The following is a 16,388-nucleotide window of genomic DNA, read 5'->3' as shown; positions in this document are numbered from 1 at the left end:
CTTTCGGCCTCATGGGCCCCAGTCTGCCCTCATTCGTCCGGCACCACGCCCCGAAAGCGCCCGCCACCCCGGGGTGAGTCGCGCAGGGGTTCCGTCGTCGCAGGTCAGGGCGTACGTTGACCGGGTCGCCAGCCGGTCCGGGACAGCCTCAGAGGGGAAATGAACATGCGTCGTCCGATCGCCACCGTCATCACCGCACTGGTCGCAGCAGGGGCCACCTCGGTCGCCCTGGCCCTTCCGGCCGGCGCCATCAACAGCTACAACGCGGCCCCCGCGCCGGAGCGCACCGAGGTGGGCGCCTTCGTCGCACTGTGGGACAACACCGGTGACGGGGTGCCGGACCGGTTCGACTGGGTCTGCAGCGGCGCCATGGTCGACGACGACACCTACCTCACGGCCGCACACTGCACCGACGACTGGCCGGCGGGCACCCGGTTCTTCGTCTCGCTCGAGCAGGACTTCCAGACCCTGATCGACACGCACCACACCCTGCCAGCCTCCGCACAGGCCGCCCTGTTCCTGGCCAACGGGTGGGTCGTCGAGGGTGACACCCACCAGGACCCCGCCTTCCCCGGCAACTCCGCCGACGCCCACGACATCGGTGTCATCGACTTCGCCGAACGAGCCGTGACTCCCCAGGACGTCTGGGACTTCACCCCGGCGACGTTGCCCACTGCCGGCCAGCTCACCCAGCTGGGCAGCCGGGCCCTGGACGCCGCCGACTGGTGGGCCGTCGGGTACGGCACCGAGGAGGCTGCGCGCGGACCGGGCGGACACACCCACCCCGGTGGTGGGGTGCGGATGAAGGGCATGGAGGACTTCAACGCCCTCAACAAGACGTGGGTCCGCTTGGCGATGAACCAGTCCCGCGGCCTCGGCGGGGCGTGCTACGGCGACTCCGGCGGCCCGAACTTCGTCCAGCTCGGCGGCCGGCTGGTGCTGGCGGCCACCACCATCACCGGTGACGTCCCCTGCTACGCCACGAACGTCGCCTACCGGGTCGACACGCCCGGCGCGAGAGCCTTCCTGGCGCCCTACGTCGCTCTGCCCTGAGCCCGCCGGCTGAAGAAGCCGTTCGAGCTCGGGCGCGTCCGCGGCATACGGTCGGTCAGTCCTGCCGTGGCGAGCCGCGGCCTTCGCGGTCGGGGGACGACAGCCCGAGCGCAGCGTCGATCTCGGCCTGGCTCAGCGTGTGTCCGGCCACGGCTGCGGCCGCCATCACCTCGCCGAGCAACGCGATCTCGTCGGCGAGGGCCGTGTCGACCAGCGGCTCGCCGGGATCGGTGGGGACCATGAGCGTGGTCCTCTCCAAGGGCTGGGCAACCGGGACCGAGGTCCCGGGCGACGCGTCCCCGCTCCACGTCTGTGGTTCGGTGTCACCGGCACCTGCGGGGCCACAGGTGGGCCGGGTCGGCTTCGGTGGGTGGCTTTCCGCCCTCACCCTCGATGGTGTGGTGCCCGGTCGTCACACGCCATAGCCCATCCGTGTCATCTGTCGTCGGCGAGCGGGCCGGCCAGGACGAGCGGGCCGCCCAGGACGAGCGGGCCGGCCAGGACGGGCGGGCAGGCTAGAGCCAGGTATGGATGCGCACGGTCGTGCCGGTCTTGCCGGAGCGGACCTGGACCAGGTCGCAGAGCTGGTGGGCCATCCACAGCCCGTGGCCGAACTCGTCCGCCGACGCCGGTGGGAGGCGTCCCTCCATCGGGTCGACGATGCGGCCGACTCCGCGCACCTCGCAGACCAGTGCGTGGTGCTCCTCCCAGATGCGGAGCTCGCTGGCCCCGCGACCGTGCCGCACGCTGTTCACGGCCACCTCGTGGACCCCCAGGACGAGGTCGTCGGTCCGCTCGACGTCCACCCCGGCAGACGACGCGTAGGCCCGGACGTCGGCGCGGACCTCCGCGTAGTCGTCGGCGCCGAACGACCGGTGCGAGACCACCACCTGGACCTGGGTCCGCGGCAGCTCGGCCTTGAACATCTTCCGAAGATGGTGCACTCCGCCGTACGTGGTGCTGCCGCGGTGGGTCTCGACGTCGAGCACCACGGGATGGGACCGGTGCGCCTCCGCGAGCACGTCGTCGGGCAACGTGGCGGTGTCGTACGGGCACATCAGCCACAGGGGAGTGTCCGTGTCGACGGCCAGGTTGAGCAGCGCCTCGTGCATCTGGCACTCGGCGAGCTCGGCGAGCCGACGGCCCTTCCAGATCGGCTCGCCGATGCCGCGCACCGGTTGTCCCGGATGCTGGTCGGTGAAGAGCCGCCAGGCCGGGATGATCCGCGCCGGGTTCGCCCCCAGTCGAGCCATGTCGACGAACCTGACCTGGGCCGCATCGCCGTCCAACGCGTCGCGCAGCAGGTCGAGGCGGCCCGGGGTGACCGCCACCATCACCGGTTGGCCGGCCCCCAGGCCTTCCCGGATGAAGGGAACCGTCCCGGCGAGGAACTGGTCGTCGCCGTCCCAGAAGAACGCCTCGTGGCGGTAACCGTCATGGGTGCGGTGCCGACCGTCCCGGGACCTCGTGGCAGTGCTCCCCGTCCCTGCTGGGGCGGTGCCACCATCGGCTCCCTGGTGCGACGTGGGCGCCCCCCTTCGGAGAAGGTCCACCGCGACAATGCGGTCAAACCGGCGTGCCAGACGTCCTGACCCGAGGCTACGCCTGAAATGCTCATTGGGGACCACCTGACACCTCGAAATGGTGTAGGTCATGGACCGGCTCGGCCGGCCGTTGCACTGGCGTCAGGGACCAGTGCTGGGGCGGCGCAGACCGGCCACGCGACAGACCGCGGCCAACCCGTCCGGCGTCCCTCGCCAGTGCCGTTCGAGGGCGCCCATCCCCGAGTGCCGCACCACCGCACGCAGCGCGACCGCGACGATGACGACGTCGTCGGCGTAGCCGATCACCGGGATGAAGTCGGGCACCAGGTCGAACGGCATCGCCAGGTAGCCCAACAGGAGCCACAGCCGCACCCTGACCCCGCGAGGCAGAGTGGCGTCGGTGGCCAGTCGGCGGAGGAGGTGGATCACGTCGGGCAGGAGCCGCAACGCGTCTCGGAGGCCGAGCTCGTCCGGGCGGCCGGCCCACAGGGCGACCAGCAGCACGGCCCACAGCAGGAGGACCCCGCCCCCGAGGCCCACCGCCATCGACCACCACGACCAGTCCATGCGCGCCATCCTCGCATCGAGGGCACGGACGGTCCCGGGGTGCTGGTGGCCGTCCGCCTCGGCGCGGGGTCGTCGTGCGACGATGCTCCGATGAGCGTGGGGTTCGACTACGACAACACCAGCGCCAGGCCACCGGGGGCATTCATGACTGCGCTGTCGAGGCTGCTGCCCGGCGTCGGCGCGGTCCGTGCGCAGACCGAGGCGTATGCCGCCGCCTGGCGCCGCGCCAACGACGCGGCGCTCGGGGCTGACGGCCCGTTGTGGGTGGCGATCGGCGACTCGATGACGCAGGGGATCGGCGCCTCCGCGCCCGAGCACGGCTGGGTCGGCCAGCTCGGCGGGCACCTCGCGGCGGCGGGGCGCGCGCACCGGGTCGTCAACCTGTCAGTCACCGGTGCGCGGGTGCAGGATGCCGTCGACCACCAGCTGCCGGCGCTGCGCGACCTGGTCGCGATGGGTCAGGTGCCCGATCTGGTCACGGTCGTCATCGGGTCGAACGACGTCGTCTCGCCGAGGCTGCGGGCCGGGCTCACCGGGCGGTTCACCGAGCTGCTCGACGGCCTCCCGGCGGGAGCCGTGGTCGCGAACCTGCCCAACCCGCACCGCGAGGCGCGCCGGGTCGAGGGCCTCCTGCGACAGCGCGAGCAGGACGGTCGCCTCGTCGTCGCGGACATGCGGGCCCACGGCCCGCGCAGCTGGCGGGGCAAGCTGGCCGCCGACAGGTTCCACCCCAACGACGCCGGGTATGCCGCGATGGCGCACGTCTTCGACCTCGCCCTCGGGCTCGAGGTCACGTCGTGACTGCGGGAGCCTCGGCGGGCCCCGGGGTCGACGTCGAGGCCTACCTCGCCAGGGTGGGCGCGCAGGTGGAGTCGCCCGACCTGGCCGGGCTGCAGCGCCTCCACGAGGCGCACGTCCGCACCTTCACGTTCGACAACATCGACGTCCTGCTCGAACAGCACCCGGGCGTCGAGCTGGCCGACGTGCAGGCCAAGTTCGTGGGCCGTGGTCGCGGCGGCTACTGCTTCGAGCACGCCACCCTCTTCGCCGCGGTGCTCGACGCGCTGGGCTACGACGTGGTGCGCATGCTCGCCCGGGTCGGTGACGTGACGGCGTCAGCCCGCACGCACTGCGTGGTGGCGGTGCGGCTCGACGGCACCCGGTGGCTGTCCGACCCGGGGTTCGGGCTCAGCCTGATGCACCCGATCCGGCTCGAGGACGGTGCGGTGGAGGACCACGGCGGGTGGGCCTACCGCATGGTCCGGGGCGACCGTGGTGACCGGGGTGCCAGCGGCGCCACCTGGGAGCTGCAGCGCCAGCGGGACGGCGCGTGGGAGCTGATGCACACCACCGACGAGCTGCCCGTGCAGCAGGTGGACGTGCGGTCCGGCCACCACTTCACCAGCACCTACCCGACGTCGCACTTCCGTCACGGCCTGATGGTGACGCGCCACCTGCCCGACCGGCACGTGGCGGTCACCCACGAGACCGTGACCGTGCGGCGACCCGGCGAACCCACCGAGCACCGTGAGCTGGCCGAGGGTGAGCTGGAGTCACTCCTGGACGAGCTCCGGGTCGGCCTGACCGGCGACGAGACCGAACGCCTGCTCGCCGTCGTGGGGCAGCTGCGCTCCGGCCGGGAAGCTCAGTCGCCGTAGGTGTCGCGGACCGTGGAGTCCCAGCGCCAGTGCGGGGCGCGGTTGGCCTCGGTGCGGTGGGTGGCGGTGAGGAAGTCGTGCCAGCCGTCGCCGGTGCGGCTGGCGCCGGGGAAGAGCCGGTTGAGCACCCGGCCACAGATGTCGTCGTCGATGCTGAAGTCGAGACCGTGGGCGGTCAGCACGTCCCAGGCGTGGGCGGCGCCCTCGACGATGCCCATGGCCGCGAAACCTGACGCGTCGGAGTTGCCTGCGGGGTGATAGCCGAGGTGCCCCGGGGGAGCCGTGGTGGTGACGGCGACGAGCAGCCCGCCGGCCGCGTCGACGCAGCGGACGATCGCGGCCGTGCCCCTGGCCGGATCGGGCCAGACCAGGTTCGGCGGGGTGGTGGGCTGCCATTGCGGCGGGTCGACGAACGGGATGTAGCCGTCGAGGTGGACCTCGCGGCTCGACAGGTTGAGCGCATAGGCGGCGAAGTCGTCGACGAGGTGGGCGGCGGTGTCGCGGCAGTCCCACTCGAGGCCGTGGGCCGGGCGTGCCCAGCCGTCGTCGGGCACCTGCGCGAAGCCGATCATGATGGCGTCGACCACGGTGCGCAGGTCGTCGGGGGTCGAGACAGGTGCGCTCATGGCGTCGAGACTAGGCGGCCCGGCAGACATCGCAGGGAATATACCCCTAGGGGGTAAGGTTGGTCCTGGCATGAGCGAGCACCAGCACAGCCACGCGACGACGGACTCCCTGTGGCGCCAGGCGGTCAGCGCCACCCTCCACTGCCTCACGGGGTGCGCCATCGGCGAGGTGCTCGGCATGGTCGTCGGCTCGGCGCTGGGCTGGGGCAACGTCGCCACGGTCCTCCTGTCGGTGGCGCTCGCCTTCGTCTTCGGCTACTCCCTGACGATGCGGCCCGTCCTGCGGGCCGGGCTGCCCCTGGCCGCCGCCCTCGGCGTGGCGTTCGCGTCCGACACCGTGTCGATCTCGGTGATGGAGGTGGTCGACAACGCGTTCGTGGTGGCCATCCCGGGTGCGATGGAGGCCGGGCTCGCGAGCGGGCTGTTCTGGGGCACCCTGGCGGCGTCGCTGGCGATCGCGTTCGTCGTGACGGTGCCGGTGAACCGCTGGCTGATCTCCCGTGGCCGAGGTCACGCCGTGATGCACGACTACCACCACTGACCTTCTGCCACGCTGGGCGCGTGTCCGACGCCGCCCTGACCAGCCTGGCCGCGGTCGCCCTGGTCGCTCCACTGAACTGGTGGTCCGTCGCCGTCGGCGGTCGGCGCCGCGAGTGGGTCTCGAAGCCGCTCGTGCTGGCCCTGCTGGTGGTCACCGCCTGGGTGGGCGGAGCGCCCGACTCCGCAGCCGGTGGCTGGCTGCTCGTGGCGCTCGGCCTCAGCCTGGCCGGTGACGTCGCGCTCCTCGCGGACAGCCAGACCAGGTTCGTGATCGGCCTGGCCAGCTTCCTGCTGGCCCACCTCGCGTTCGTCATCGCCTTCGCCCACCTCGGTATGCCGCGTGTCTCCCTCGCGCTCGTCGGGCTCGCCCTCGTCGCGGGGCTGGCGGCCGTCGTGGGGCGCCGCGTCGTGCCCGCGGCCTGGCGCGAGGGTGGGCCGGCGCTGGGAGGTGCCGTCACGGCATACATGGGGGTCATCGGGGTGATGGTGGTGGCGGCCTGGGCGACCGGGCACCTGCTCGTCGCCCTTGGTGCGTCGGTCTTCATGGTGAGCGACGCGATCCTCGCGATGGACCGGTTCGTGCAGGGACGACGATTCGGCGCGCTCGCGGTGATGGTGACCTACCACCTCGCCCAGGCGCTGCTCGTGGTCGGTGTCCTGACGGCGGCGAGCACCTGACCTGAGGGTGCGAGGGGGTCGGACGGCGGGCGCGGTCGGTCGGTGACACAGTGGTCACACACCCCCTGACCTGCACCGGAGGACTGAACGCTCGTGAGCACAGTGGACGCCGTCGTCATCGGCGCAGGCCCCAACGGGCTGGTGGCGGCCAATGCCCTCGCCGACGCCGGCTGGGAGGTCGTGCTGGTCGAGGGCAACGCCGAGGTCGGCGGTGCGGTGCGCAGCGCCGAGGTGACGGCGCCCGGCTACGTCTCCGACCTGTTCAGCGCGTTCTACCCGTTGGCCGCAGCGAGCCCGATCATCCGCGACCTCCACCTCGAGGACCACGGCCTGGTCTGGCGGCGGGCGCCGCACGTCCTCGCCCATGCCCTCGACGACGGCAGCGCCGCCCTGCTCTGCTCGCGGGCGGAGGACACGGCGGCGCGGCTCGAGGCCGAGGCGGCAGGCGACGGCGACGCGTGGCTGGAGCTGGTCCGTGGCTGGGACCGCATCCGCGACCCCCTGCTCGACGCGTTGTTCACCCCCTTCCCGCCGGTCGCGTCCGCGACCCGCATGGTGCGGCGGCTCGGCGCGGCCGACACCCTCGACTTCGCCCGGCTGGCCGTGACGCCGGTGCGCAGGCTGGGTGCCGAGCGGTTCAAGGGACAGGGCGCGGGGCTCCTGCTCACCGGTAACGCGCTGCACAGCGACCTCCCGCCCGACGCGGCCGGCAGCGGGATGTTCGGGTGGCTGCTGTGCATGCTCGGCCAGGACGTCGGCTTCCCGGTGCCGGAGGGGGGTGCCGGCGAGCTGGCGCAGGCGCTGCGCCGACGGGCCGAGAGCCGCGGAGTGCGGGTGCTGACCGGGTCACCCGTGACGGCGGTGACCACGGGCGGCGGACGCGCCACGGGCGTTCGGCTGGCCGACGGCACCCTGCTGCGGGCCACCCGGGGGGTCCTCGCGGACGTGCCGGCCACGACGCTCTACCGCGACCTGCTCGCCGACCACCCGCTCCCGGCTCGGCTGGCGCGGGACCTCGACCGCTTCCAGTGGGACCACGCGACGGTGAAGGTGAACTGGGCCCTCGACCGACCCGTGCCGTGGACGGCAGACGCGGCCCGCGGTGCCGGGACGGTGCACCTGGGGGTCGACCAGGACGGCTTCGTCGACTTCGCCGCCGACCTGTCCGTGGGGCGCCCGCCGGAGCGGCCCTTCCTCCTGTTCGGGCAGATGACGACCTCCGACCCGACGCGGTCGCCGGAGGGCACCGAGTCGGCCTGGGCCTACACGCACGTGCCGCAGGGTCCCGACTGGTCGGGGGAGCGGCTCGCCGACCACGTCGAGCGGATCGAGGCCGCGGTCGAACGGGTGGCTCCCGGGTTCCGGGGCAGCCAGGTCGCCCGTCACGTGCAGGCGCCGGGTGACCTCGAGTCGGAGGACCCCAACCTGGTCGGCGGCGCCATCAACGCCGGCACTGCTGGTCTGCACCAGCAGCTGGTGTTCCGGCCCACGCCGGGTCTGGGACGACCCGAGACACCGGTGCCGGGTCTCTACCTCGCCGGTGCCTCGGCGCACCCGGGGGGCGGGGTGCACGGAGCGTGCGGGTGGAACGCCGCCCGCGCGGCCCTGGGCGCGAACGGCCGCCTCGCCGGCGGGGTCCGCCGAGCGCTGGCCCGCACCGCGTGGGACCGGCTCCTCCGGGACTGAGCGCTGGGCCTCGGCGCGTCAGCCGGCGGACGCGCGCTCGCGGTGGCGCCCCTCGGCGAGGTAGGCGAGGCGACGCAGCGCCTCGACGTTCCGCGGCCCGATGGCGAGCTGGCGCAGTGGTCGTGGCACGAGGGTGCCGGGACCCGTCACCGCGTCCTCGGTCATCGCGACCGTGCACGACTCGCCGCCCGCGGGGGTGACCGTGATGATGACCTTCGCCTCGCCGGCCGGCCAGCCCTTCGCGCGCAGCACGAGCTCGGTGGGGGCAGTGCTGCTGATGACGTGGGTCGTGTCGCTGACCACCGCGGGCCACACCCCGAACGAGTGGTGGATCCGGGTGCCCGCCGCGGGCCACCCCTCGTCGACGCCGCGCACGCGCGAGGCCCCGACGACCCAGGTGGCGTAGAACCAGCCGTCGGCCAGGACGTCCCAGACCGCCTGGGTCGGCGCGTCGACCCTGCGCGTGATCGTGACGACGCTGGTGTCCGGCTCGTCCATGTCCGCTCCTCTTCCGCGTGTGGTTGTACTGCTGCTGCTGCGCTCGCGAGCCGTGCTCTCCATGGCTCTGCCCCTGACGGAGGTTTCCCAAACCTCACCGGGCGCGGCGGGTCAGCCGTCCGGGCGCGCAGGCGGCGAGTGGCGAAGGCACCGTGCCCTCGCCACTCGCCGTCACCCTGCAGGTCGTGCTGCTACTGCGAAGCGCGCACGGCGTCCGCGGAGTCCTGTGCCTGGGTCTTGACGTCCTCGGCGGTGCTCTGGCCCTCCTGGACGACGGTGTCCTTGGCGTCGGTCGCGGTCTCCTTGATGCTCTGGGCCGCCTGCTTGGCGGGCTCCTTGAGCTCCTGGGCCGTGTCCTGCGCCACGCTCTTGGCCTCGTCGACCAGCGGCTGCGCCTTGTCCTTCAGGGTGCTCGCTGCCTGCTTCTCCTTCTCGCTCGCGGGGAGCATGGAGCCGACGAGCCAGCCCACGCCCAGCGCGATGAGACCGGCGGCGAGGGGGTTGCCCTGGGTCTTGCTGCGGGCCTTGTCCGCAGCCGCACCAGGCGCGTGCCCGACGCTGGCGGCTGCGTCCGACCCCGTGCTGCGCAGGTCGTCCGCGGTGCCCATCACGCGGTCCTTGACCGACGTCGCGACGCCGGCCACCTTGTCGGCCTGGCGCTTGGCGACGTTGGACGGGCTGACCGTCTCGGTGAGCGCATTGACGTCGCTGCTCAGTCGACCGCGGGTGTCCTCGATGTCGCGGCGGATCTCGTCGGGGTTGTTCGTCATCGCTTCTCCTCGTTGCCTTTGAGGGCGTCCGGGATCTCCCGGGCCGTCTCTGTCGTCTGTGGAATTCCCTTGACCTGCTTGATCTCTCGTCGACCGATGCTGGCCAGTACGGCCGCGATGACGGCCCACACGACGGCCACCACGAGCGCCGACCAGGCGCGTCCGATCTCGTTGCCGAGCCCCCACCAGAGGGTGATCGAGAGGAAGAGCAGCACGAAGTGGCCGGCGACGCCGGCTCCGCCGAGCATGCCCGCGCCCTTGCCCGCGCGGGTGGCGGACTGACGCAGCTCGGCCTTGGCCAGCTCGGTCTCCTGACGGATCAGGGTCGACAGGTCGCGGCTGATGTCGGCGAAGATCTCACCGACGTTGCTGAGCGACCGCGGCGGTGACCCGTCGAGCCGTGGGTCCTGGCTCATGCCGGGAGGGCGTCCGGGTCGGCGATGGCCGACTGGCCGCGGTCAGGGTGGGCGCCGCTGTAGCTGCCGCTGGCAGCCCCGGTGTGCTCACCGCTGTAGGCCGCGGCGTTCGCGACGTGCCGGTCGTCCTCGGTCGCCTGGTCCTGGTGGTCGGCCACGAGACCACGGCTGAGGCGCCCGCCGACGAGGCCGATGACGGCCGCGGTGGCGAGGAACGCCCCGGGACGCTGGCGGGCGAACTGCTTGACCTCCGACACGAGGGAGCCGGGGTCGCGCTGGTCGAGCCAACCCGCCACGTCGCCCATGCGCTGGGAGGCCTGCTGGGCGAGGTCGCTCGCAACCCCCTGCTGCTCGCTGTTGCGGGCCATCCCGGAGAGCTCCTGGCTGAGGGACCGGAGACCGTCGGCGACCCGGGTCTGCTGCTGCGCGCTCTGGTCGAGGAGCTGGCTGCGCGTCTGCTGCCACAGCTCCTTGGCCTGCTGGCCGGTCTCCTCCACGACGTTCTTGGCCTCGTCCTTGCCGACCTCGGCGACGCGCTTCACGCCCTCCTTGGCCTGCTGGCCCGTGGCGCGGGCTTCCTCCTTGGCGACGTCCTTGGTGCTGTCGGAGTCTGAGGTTCCCGGGCCGGTGGTGGACGTCGCTGAACCGCTGGACGTCGCGGACCCGGTGCTGATCGCGCTGCCGGACGGGGTGGCGAAGGGGCTGTCCGTGCCGTGGGTGTCGGTGCCATAGGTGTCCGTGCCAGGCACGGGGGATGCCTCCACCGTGCCGAGGTCGCGGGTGGTTTCCTCGGGTGTGTTGGTGTTTCGGTAGATGTCGCTCATGTCCATTCCTGTCCTGTCAACGAGTGGTGGACGGGCTGTCTGTTCAACCGCCGGTGGAAGAGGGTTGCCCGCTCCTGACCTGCGCAAACGTGGAAATGCCCGACTTATTCGCGCTCATCGGCGTCGCGGCCCAGGCGGTCCAGCAGGGCCCGGGCGTCGTGCGGGGCGTGCCCCCTGGCGTCGTTGTCGAAGTAGACGTGCACGTCCAGGCCCTGGTCCGCCCAACCTCGCACGCGCTCAGCCCACGACTCCAGCACTGTCGGGGAGTAGCCGCTGCGGTAGAGCTCGGTGTCGCCGTGGAGACGGACGTAGACGAGGTCGGCCGTGACCACGTCGAACTGCGGCCAGGTGCCGGCGCTGTCGGAGATGACCATGGCAATTCCGTTGTGCTGCAACAGATCGCGTGCCCTCGGCGAACGAAAGCTCTCGTGGCGAGGTTCGAGCGCGTGCCGAATCGGCATGCTGACGAGCGGCGTGGTGAGGGACCGCCCCTCCTGGACCTTGTCGTCGTGCCGACCGGCCAGCTCGCCTGCCGCGTCAGTGGTCCGGGGAAGGAGGTCGAAGAAGTCGTTGAGGCGCTGTTCGTCGAGCTCCAGGCTGGCGGGCAGCTGCCAGAGCACCGGGCCCAGCTTGGCGCCCAAGGCCAGCACGCCGGAGGCGAAGAAGTTGGCCAGCGCGGTCTCCGCGTCGACGAGCCGGCGCATGTGGGTGATGAACCGACCACCTTTGACGGCGAAGCTGAAGTCGTCGGGCACCTGCTCCGCCCAGGACGCGTAGCTGCTCGGGCGCTGGAGTGAGTAGAACGAGCCGTTGAGCTCGACCCCGCTGAGCTCCTGCGCCAGGTAGGCGAGCTCGTCACGCTGGCGCAGGCCGGTCGGGTAGAAGTCACCTCGCCACGACGGGTAGCGCCACCCGGAGGTCCCGATCCGGACGTCTCCGCGGGGTCGCGGAGGTCGCCGCGCAGCGCCCTCAGCCTCGGACCGCGTCATCGGGTCAGTAGTGGTCCCCGACGGCCCCCGGGCCGGCCGGTGGTGCCGTGTGCGTCAGGACCTCGACGAGCTCGTCCAGCGACTGGAACTCGCGGGTCCGGGACAGGACCGACAGGTGCCACAGGAGATGGCTCGGGGCGTGCCGCTGGATCAGTGTGGCGGCCAGGTGGTCATGGGTGGCGGGAAAGCAGCCGGGACCCACATACGTGGCCAGCTCGTCGGCCCAGCCGGGGTCGTGCTCGCTGGTGGAAGCGGTGGGGGTGGTCATGCGTCTCCTCGTGTGGTGCCGCACCCGGCCTGCCCAGTGGTGCTCAGCTGAACGTTCCCCGAACCACCGGGGTCCAAACGTCCGAAACAGGTCGGACGCGCCACCCGTCCCGCGCTGTTGGAGACAGGCGACGCGCCTCAGGCAGCCCCTACCCCCAGGCCGCGCGCGGAAACGGACAGTCGCGGGTTGATGGCGCAGCTCACGTCGACGCCCCTTGAGTACGTGGTCACCTCAGTCCGGGACGCGGCCAGTCCCTGACGCGCCAGCGGCCGGTCGTTGCGTCCAGCTCGGCGAGGTGGCGGGCCTCGAGCTCGGCGAGCCAGCCCTCCATCGGGAACCAGCCCCAGCGGTCACGAAACAGGTTGGCGTTGCGCACGATCGAGTGCAGGTGATGGATCGGCGGCACCTCGGTCGGGTGGTGCTGGTGGTATGCCGCCGCGCCACCCACCCAGAGCAGCTCACCGTGGGCGGCGGCGAGGCGCTGGCCGAAGTCGGTGTCCTCCGCCCCGTAGCCGCAGTAGGCCTCGTCGAACCCGCCCAGGACCTCCCAGCTCCCGGCGGTCAGGGCGAAGGACAGCGACCAGAACAACCGCACGTCGCCGTTCTCGAGGACGGCGTCCCGGCGAGGAGCCGGCCGGGCGGGATGTGGCTCGGCGCGCTCCGCGAGGCCCGGGCCGCGGTACTCGGCGGGGTGGCCGACCGGCGGCAGGTAGCGCACCTCGCCGCAGGCCACCACCGGCGCCGGACCGGCACGCGAAGCGAGCACCTCGGCATACCGCTCCACCAAGGTCGGCTCGGGGATGCAGTCCACGTCCAGCAAGACGAACAGGTCCGCACCGGCCGCGATGGCCGCCTCGGCACCGGCGTTGCGGGCCTGGGCGAGGGGCAGGTCGGTGGCGTCCGCAGGCAGCTCGACGACGATCGCGCCGGGATGCTGCTCGCGAGCCACCGCACCGGCGTCGGGGTCGCCCATCGCGACGACGACGTAGAGGTCCGCCGGTCGGGTCTGGCGAGCCAGCCCCCAGCCCTGGCCGCGCAGGTGCTCGTGGCGGCCGTGGGCGATGGTCACGACGGCGGTGGTCGGCGTGGTCATGCGCCCACCGGCGTCCGGAGGCCAGCGGTCGAGAGGTGGGCCGCGGCGTCCTCGGCGCCCCTCCCGGTCGACCACCGTCCCCACCCGGCCCCGCCGCGACCGTGGGCACGCCGCAGCAGCTCGGGCCACTGGTCCGCCGGTGGCCACGCCTCCCGGCCGACCGCGACCCCCCGCGCCTCCACCTGTCGCGCCGTCGCCACCTGCTCGTCGAAGGGTCGTGGCTGCGCGATGACGACGGCCGGTCGTCGGGCGGCGGCGACCTCGGCCACGGCGTTCTGCCCCGCATGGGTCACGACGACGTCCGCTGCCTGGAGCTCCTCCCAGAGTGGTGTGGCAGAGGGGGTCGCCGGTGACCGCTCGACCCAGGTCCACTCCGGGGTGGCCGCCCTCGCAGCGTCGAGCTCGGCCGCGGTGGTCGTGCGACCTCCGGCGCCCCACAGCACGAGCACCGTCCCCCCGTCGGCCCGGGGTGTTCCCGCAGCACGAGGCGTCAGGTGGTCGAACCTCGAGATGCCGCCCACGAACCACGCCTTCGCGGTCCAGTGCGGCGGCCAGTCGACGTTGTGCGTCCCGCGCGGCCACGGCGCCAGCAGCGCGTCGGCCGAGTCGTAGGCCAGACGGTGGGTCCGGTCGAACCGGTCGCCCGGCATGGCGACGACGACGGTGGGCACGCCGCACAGGCGCACGAGCAGCGCCACCTCGACCGAGACGTCCACGACCACGGCGCGGGGCCGGTGTTCGACGACCCACTCGGTGACCTGGGCGGACCGCCGGGCGAGTCCTGGGTGTCCGCGGGGCGCCCAGTGCAGCACGCCGTGCGCGGTGGGGTCGTCCTCCCGGGCCAGGGCCGCGGGATCGGGGTCGTCGTCGCGAGCCAGCTGGGTCCACCCCGAGCTCCAGCCCGCCGGGGCGGGAGCCGAGCTGAGTCCCCACACGGGCTCGTCCATCGCGCCGGCGATGCTCAGGAGCCGGGTGAGGTGGCCGGCGCCCTGGTGGTGCGCGTAGTAGCCGATCACGCGGCCCGTCCGAGGCCCGCGGCAAGCCGCTCGTAGTGGGTCAGGTAGGCGTCCACCATCGTGCCGAGCGAGCAGGTGGACTCGGCGTGCTCCCGGCAGCGGCGCCGGTCCAGGGCGCAGACACCCGCCACCTCGGCCGCTGCCGCAGTGACGTCGCCCGGCTCGACGAGCACACCGCAGTGCGGCGCGACGAACTCGGCCAGGCCACCCCGGCGGTAGCCCACCACCGGCGTCCCGCAGGCCAGTGACTCGGCCGCGACCAAGCCGTAGGGCTCGTCCCACTCGGGGGTGACGACGAGGGCCGCGCTGGACCCCACCAGGTCGCGCAGCGCCGGGACGCCCAGGTGTCCGAGGTACTCCACGGTCGGCCCGAGCAGCGGCTCGAGGGTGGAGTGGAAGTAGTCGGAGTCGCCCACGGGTCCGGCGAGCCGGATCCGTCGCCCGCTCGCGAGCGCGATGTGGACCGCCTCGTGCGGGGCCTTCTCCGGCACCACGCGCCCGACCCACACGAGGTCGTCGCCACCGGGTCCGTGCGTCCACACCGTCGTGTCGACGCCGTTGTGCACCACGTCCGCGGTGGTCACGTGCGACCACTGCTCCGCGGTGTGCCGGCTGACCGCCACGAACCGGCTGCGGGTCTGGTCCATGAGGGAGATCGCCGGTTCCAGCCAGGGGGTCGGCGGGGTGTGCAGGGTGGTCAGCATCGGGGCCGCGCAGGACTGGGCGAGGGCGAGCGGCAGGAAGTGCAGGCTGTTGTTGTGGATCACGTCGACGTCCGCGCGGTCCCGGAGCTCGAGCATCACCTGGAGGTACGCGTGGTGCTCGCGCAGCCACGGCTCGGGCGGCATCGCGACGTCGGACCGGGCGAGGTCGCTGAGCTCGAGGGGACGCACCTCGAGCTCGCGCGCACCCAGGGCCGGGTCGCTGCCGGGGCCGGCGAAGAGGGTCACCTCGACCCCACGCTGGCGCAGGCCTCGCACCAGCGCCCACGTGAGCGACTCGAGGCCTCCCGCGAACGGCTGGCGGAGGGGGTGCCTGGCGGCGGCGAGGATCACAACGTGCATGTGAGCCTCCGGGCCAACGCCGCTGCATAGGCCCGCTCGTGCGCCCGGCCGAGCAGTCGACGTTCGGTATGCCGTGTGCCCAGCGACGCGCGCGGCGCGGTCCCACCGGTGAGCCAGTTGCCGTATGCCGTGCGCACGGCGGTGACGAGCGACGACGTGCGCGAGGGGCCGTTGGCGGCATACGACAGGCATGGACGCTGCTCGTCGTAGAAGCCGCAGTTCGGCGCGGCGGCCCACGTCCCGAGGTCGTGGCACGCCTCCAGCCAGCCGGAGTGGGTGCCGAACTGGTAGGGCAGCACGGACACGTCGAGGCCCTGGAGGTATCCCCACAGCTCGTCGTCGGTGAAGTAGTCGTGCACCCGCAGGTCCAGCGCATCCTCGTCCGCGAGGGCGCGGAGGTGGTCGGCGAACGCCGGCTCGTACCGCGGGTACCCCTCGGTCATCACGTCGGTGTGCGCGTCCACGCGAAGCCGGGCACCCGGCATACCGGGCAGGGCGGCGACGAGGGCGTCGACCAGCGGCAGGGGATCCATGTTGGCGCGCAGGCTCTTGGCGTGCAGACCCACCACGAACTCGGCTCGCGGCGCGCGAGCCCGACCCAGCCACTCGTCGGGGACGACCTGGGGGTGGGGCAGCACGGTCGCGTCACGGCCCCAGCGGGCCCGGATGGTCGCCGCCGCTCCGGGCGTCAGCGTGATGAGGGCGTCAGCGGCCTCGATGAGCACGGCGAGCTGCGCGTCGTGGAGCTCGGCGGCGTCGTGGTGCGGGTTGCGCAGGTCGTGCACGGTGAGCACCAGCGGCTTGCGGTGGCGGTGCAGGGCGTCGACCACGTCGCCCAGGTCCTCCGGCGAGATCGCGTCGAAGCCGAAGTGGACGTGCATCACGTCGAAGTCGCTCGCGTGCTCCTCGACCCACGCCCTCGTGAGCATCCGCGGTGGCCACCAGGGGGAGTCGGGCGAGGTGCCGGACGGCGGGTCGGGGAGCCGGACCACGGCCGTGGCGTGCGGGGGCGGCGGCGACAGGTGCCGCACGTAGACGTGGCTGGAGGGAACAGAGGCGATGACGAGGCTCACGGCTGACCTTCGGGAAGGAGCGTCG

Annotated in this window: 20 protein-coding genes; 6 read left to right on the top strand and 14 right to left on the bottom strand. The window is 72.8% G+C overall.

Going from position 1 to position 16,388, the window contains the following annotated elements:
* The first annotated feature begins 165 nt into the window (after positions 1-165).
* Positions 166-1,053 carry a trypsin-like serine protease gene (locus tag ACXJKD_RS04395; RefSeq protein ID WP_457253203.1) on the top strand — a complete coding sequence of 296 codons (888 nt, stop codon included), beginning with the start codon at positions 166-168 and terminating at the stop codon, positions 1,051-1,053.
* Positions 1,054-1,108: 55 nt separating this feature from the next.
* Here ACXJKD_RS04395 and ACXJKD_RS04390 read toward each other — a convergent pair whose 3' ends face one another.
* From ACXJKD_RS04390 to ACXJKD_RS04380, 3 genes are all read right to left on the bottom strand, one after another.
* Positions 1,109-1,294, bottom strand: coding sequence for a hypothetical protein (locus ACXJKD_RS04390; RefSeq protein WP_457253202.1), 186 nt, complete (start codon positions 1,292-1,294; stop codon positions 1,109-1,111).
* 274 nt (positions 1,295-1,568) lie between these two features.
* On the bottom strand, positions 1,569-2,606 hold the full coding sequence (locus tag ACXJKD_RS04385; RefSeq protein ID WP_457253201.1) for an anti-sigma factor RsbA family regulatory protein: 1,038 nt from the start codon (positions 2,604-2,606) through the stop codon (positions 1,569-1,571).
* Positions 2,607-2,738: 132 nt separating this feature from the next.
* Complete coding sequence (locus tag ACXJKD_RS04380) at positions 2,739-3,164, bottom strand: YkvA family protein (protein WP_457253200.1); 426 nt, start codon at positions 3,162-3,164, stop codon at positions 2,739-2,741.
* A gap of 90 nt (positions 3,165-3,254) precedes the next feature.
* Here ACXJKD_RS04380 and ACXJKD_RS04375 point away from each other — a divergent pair, with 90 nt between their 5' ends.
* Positions 3,255-3,965: an SGNH/GDSL hydrolase family protein gene (locus tag ACXJKD_RS04375; RefSeq protein ID WP_457253199.1), complete on the top strand. Its 711-nt coding sequence runs from the start codon at positions 3,255-3,257 to the stop codon at positions 3,963-3,965.
* Positions 3,962-4,822 (top strand): arylamine N-acetyltransferase family protein, encoded by an 861-nt coding sequence (locus ACXJKD_RS04370; protein ID WP_457253198.1) that lies wholly within the window; start codon positions 3,962-3,964, stop codon positions 4,820-4,822. The genes ACXJKD_RS04375 and ACXJKD_RS04370 overlap by 4 nt, the downstream gene beginning before the upstream one ends.
* On the opposite strand, the gene ACXJKD_RS04365 is transcribed toward ACXJKD_RS04370, so the two are convergent.
* Positions 4,810-5,448, bottom strand: a complete 639-nt coding sequence (locus ACXJKD_RS04365; protein ID WP_457253197.1) for a hypothetical protein — start codon at positions 5,446-5,448, stop codon at positions 4,810-4,812. The genes ACXJKD_RS04370 and ACXJKD_RS04365 overlap by 13 nt on opposite strands.
* Before the next feature lie 70 nt (positions 5,449-5,518).
* On the opposite strand from ACXJKD_RS04365, the gene ACXJKD_RS04360 reads away from it, so the two are divergent.
* The 3 genes from ACXJKD_RS04360 to ACXJKD_RS04350 all read left to right on the top strand — a co-directional run bounded on the left by ACXJKD_RS04360 (position 5,519) and on the right by ACXJKD_RS04350 (position 8,352).
* Positions 5,519-5,989 carry a DUF4396 domain-containing protein gene (locus ACXJKD_RS04360; protein ID WP_457253196.1) on the top strand — a complete coding sequence of 157 codons (471 nt, stop codon included), beginning with the start codon at positions 5,519-5,521 and terminating at the stop codon, positions 5,987-5,989.
* A 20-nt stretch (positions 5,990-6,009) separates the two neighbouring features.
* Positions 6,010-6,666, top strand: coding sequence for a lysoplasmalogenase (locus tag ACXJKD_RS04355; protein ID WP_457253195.1), 657 nt, complete (start codon positions 6,010-6,012; stop codon positions 6,664-6,666).
* Between the two features lie 93 nt (positions 6,667-6,759).
* Positions 6,760-8,352, top strand: coding sequence for a phytoene desaturase family protein (locus ACXJKD_RS04350; protein WP_457253194.1), 1,593 nt, complete (start codon positions 6,760-6,762; stop codon positions 8,350-8,352).
* An 18-nt stretch (positions 8,353-8,370) separates the two neighbouring features.
* Here ACXJKD_RS04350 and ACXJKD_RS04345 read toward each other — a convergent pair whose 3' ends face one another.
* The 10 genes from ACXJKD_RS04345 to ACXJKD_RS04300 form a co-directional block, all read right to left on the bottom strand.
* Entirely contained in the window at positions 8,371-8,850 is a 480-nt protein-coding gene (locus ACXJKD_RS04345) for an SRPBCC family protein (protein ID WP_457253192.1), read from the bottom strand.
* A gap of 191 nt (positions 8,851-9,041) precedes the next feature.
* A complete protein-coding gene (locus ACXJKD_RS04340; protein ID WP_457253191.1) occupies positions 9,042-9,620 on the bottom strand; it encodes a DUF3618 domain-containing protein in 579 nt (192 codons plus the stop codon).
* Positions 9,617-10,036: a phage holin family protein gene (locus tag ACXJKD_RS04335; protein WP_457253189.1), complete on the bottom strand. Its 420-nt coding sequence runs from the start codon at positions 10,034-10,036 to the stop codon at positions 9,617-9,619. Before ACXJKD_RS04335 ends, ACXJKD_RS04340 begins: the two co-directional genes overlap by 4 nt.
* Positions 10,033-10,860, bottom strand: a complete 828-nt coding sequence (locus ACXJKD_RS04330) for a hypothetical protein (RefSeq protein ID WP_457253187.1) — start codon at positions 10,858-10,860, stop codon at positions 10,033-10,035. Before ACXJKD_RS04330 ends, ACXJKD_RS04335 begins: the two co-directional genes overlap by 4 nt.
* A 104-nt stretch (positions 10,861-10,964) precedes the next feature.
* Positions 10,965-11,849 carry a DUF72 domain-containing protein gene (locus ACXJKD_RS04325; protein ID WP_457253185.1) on the bottom strand — a complete coding sequence of 295 codons (885 nt, stop codon included), beginning with the start codon at positions 11,847-11,849 and terminating at the stop codon, positions 10,965-10,967.
* A 4-nt stretch (positions 11,850-11,853) separates the two neighbouring features.
* Positions 11,854-12,117, bottom strand: coding sequence for a DUF2795 domain-containing protein (locus ACXJKD_RS04320; protein ID WP_457253183.1), 264 nt, complete (start codon positions 12,115-12,117; stop codon positions 11,854-11,856).
* A gap of 226 nt (positions 12,118-12,343) precedes the next feature.
* Positions 12,344-13,210 carry a glycosyltransferase family 2 protein gene (locus ACXJKD_RS04315; RefSeq protein WP_457253181.1) on the bottom strand — a complete coding sequence of 289 codons (867 nt, stop codon included), beginning with the start codon at positions 13,208-13,210 and terminating at the stop codon, positions 12,344-12,346.
* On the bottom strand, positions 13,207-14,226 hold the full coding sequence (locus tag ACXJKD_RS04310) for a glycosyltransferase (protein WP_457253179.1): 1,020 nt from the start codon (positions 14,224-14,226) through the stop codon (positions 13,207-13,209). The genes ACXJKD_RS04315 and ACXJKD_RS04310 overlap by 4 nt, the downstream gene beginning before the upstream one ends.
* The gene (locus ACXJKD_RS04305; protein ID WP_457253178.1) at positions 14,223-15,290 is read right to left on the bottom strand and encodes a glycosyltransferase; all 1,068 of its coding nucleotides are present in this window, start codon (positions 15,288-15,290) and stop codon (positions 14,223-14,225) included. Before ACXJKD_RS04305 ends, ACXJKD_RS04310 begins: the two co-directional genes overlap by 4 nt.
* Positions 15,278-16,363: a glycosyltransferase gene (locus ACXJKD_RS04300; RefSeq protein ID WP_457253177.1), complete on the bottom strand. Its 1,086-nt coding sequence runs from the start codon at positions 16,361-16,363 to the stop codon at positions 15,278-15,280. Before ACXJKD_RS04300 ends, ACXJKD_RS04305 begins: the two co-directional genes overlap by 13 nt.
* Positions 16,364-16,388: the final 25 nt, after the last annotated feature.

The organism is Pedococcus sp. P5_B7 (assembly GCF_054049895.1).
Note: the sequence above shows the minus strand (reverse complement) of the source record. Positions and strands in the feature narration are given on the sequence as shown.

Bases quoted from the DNA above. Each gene is read 5' to 3' on its own strand.
- ACXJKD_RS04395 (WP_457253203.1), top strand. From the start codon at position 166: ATGCGTCGTCCGATCGCCACCGTCATCACCGCACTGGTCGCAGCAGGG.
- ACXJKD_RS04390 (WP_457253202.1), bottom strand. From the start codon at position 1,294: ATGGTCCCCACCGATCCCGGCGAGCCGCTGGTCGACACGGCCCTCGCC.
- ACXJKD_RS04380 (WP_457253200.1), bottom strand. From the start codon at position 3,164: ATGGACTGGTCGTGGTGGTCGATGGCGGTGGGCCTCGGGGGCGGGGTC.
- ACXJKD_RS04375 (WP_457253199.1), top strand. From the start codon at position 3,255: ATGAGCGTGGGGTTCGACTACGACAACACCAGCGCCAGGCCACCGGGG.
- ACXJKD_RS04365 (WP_457253197.1), bottom strand. From the start codon at position 5,448: ATGAGCGCACCTGTCTCGACCCCCGACGACCTGCGCACCGTGGTCGAC.
- ACXJKD_RS04360 (WP_457253196.1), top strand. From the start codon at position 5,519: ATGAGCGAGCACCAGCACAGCCACGCGACGACGGACTCCCTGTGGCGC.
- ACXJKD_RS04345 (WP_457253192.1), bottom strand. From the start codon at position 8,850: ATGGACGAGCCGGACACCAGCGTCGTCACGATCACGCGCAGGGTCGAC.
- ACXJKD_RS04340 (WP_457253191.1), bottom strand. From the start codon at position 9,620: ATGACGAACAACCCCGACGAGATCCGCCGCGACATCGAGGACACCCGC.
- ACXJKD_RS04335 (WP_457253189.1), bottom strand. From the start codon at position 10,036: ATGAGCCAGGACCCACGGCTCGACGGGTCACCGCCGCGGTCGCTCAGC.
- ACXJKD_RS04330 (WP_457253187.1), bottom strand. From the start codon at position 10,860: ATGAGCGACATCTACCGAAACACCAACACACCCGAGGAAACCACCCGC.
- ACXJKD_RS04325 (WP_457253185.1), bottom strand. From the start codon at position 11,849: ATGACGCGGTCCGAGGCTGAGGGCGCTGCGCGGCGACCTCCGCGACCC.
- ACXJKD_RS04320 (WP_457253183.1), bottom strand. From the start codon at position 12,117: ATGACCACCCCCACCGCTTCCACCAGCGAGCACGACCCCGGCTGGGCC.
- ACXJKD_RS04315 (WP_457253181.1), bottom strand. From the start codon at position 13,210: ATGACCACGCCGACCACCGCCGTCGTGACCATCGCCCACGGCCGCCAC.
- ACXJKD_RS04305 (WP_457253178.1), bottom strand. From the start codon at position 15,290: ATGCACGTTGTGATCCTCGCCGCCGCCAGGCACCCCCTCCGCCAGCCG.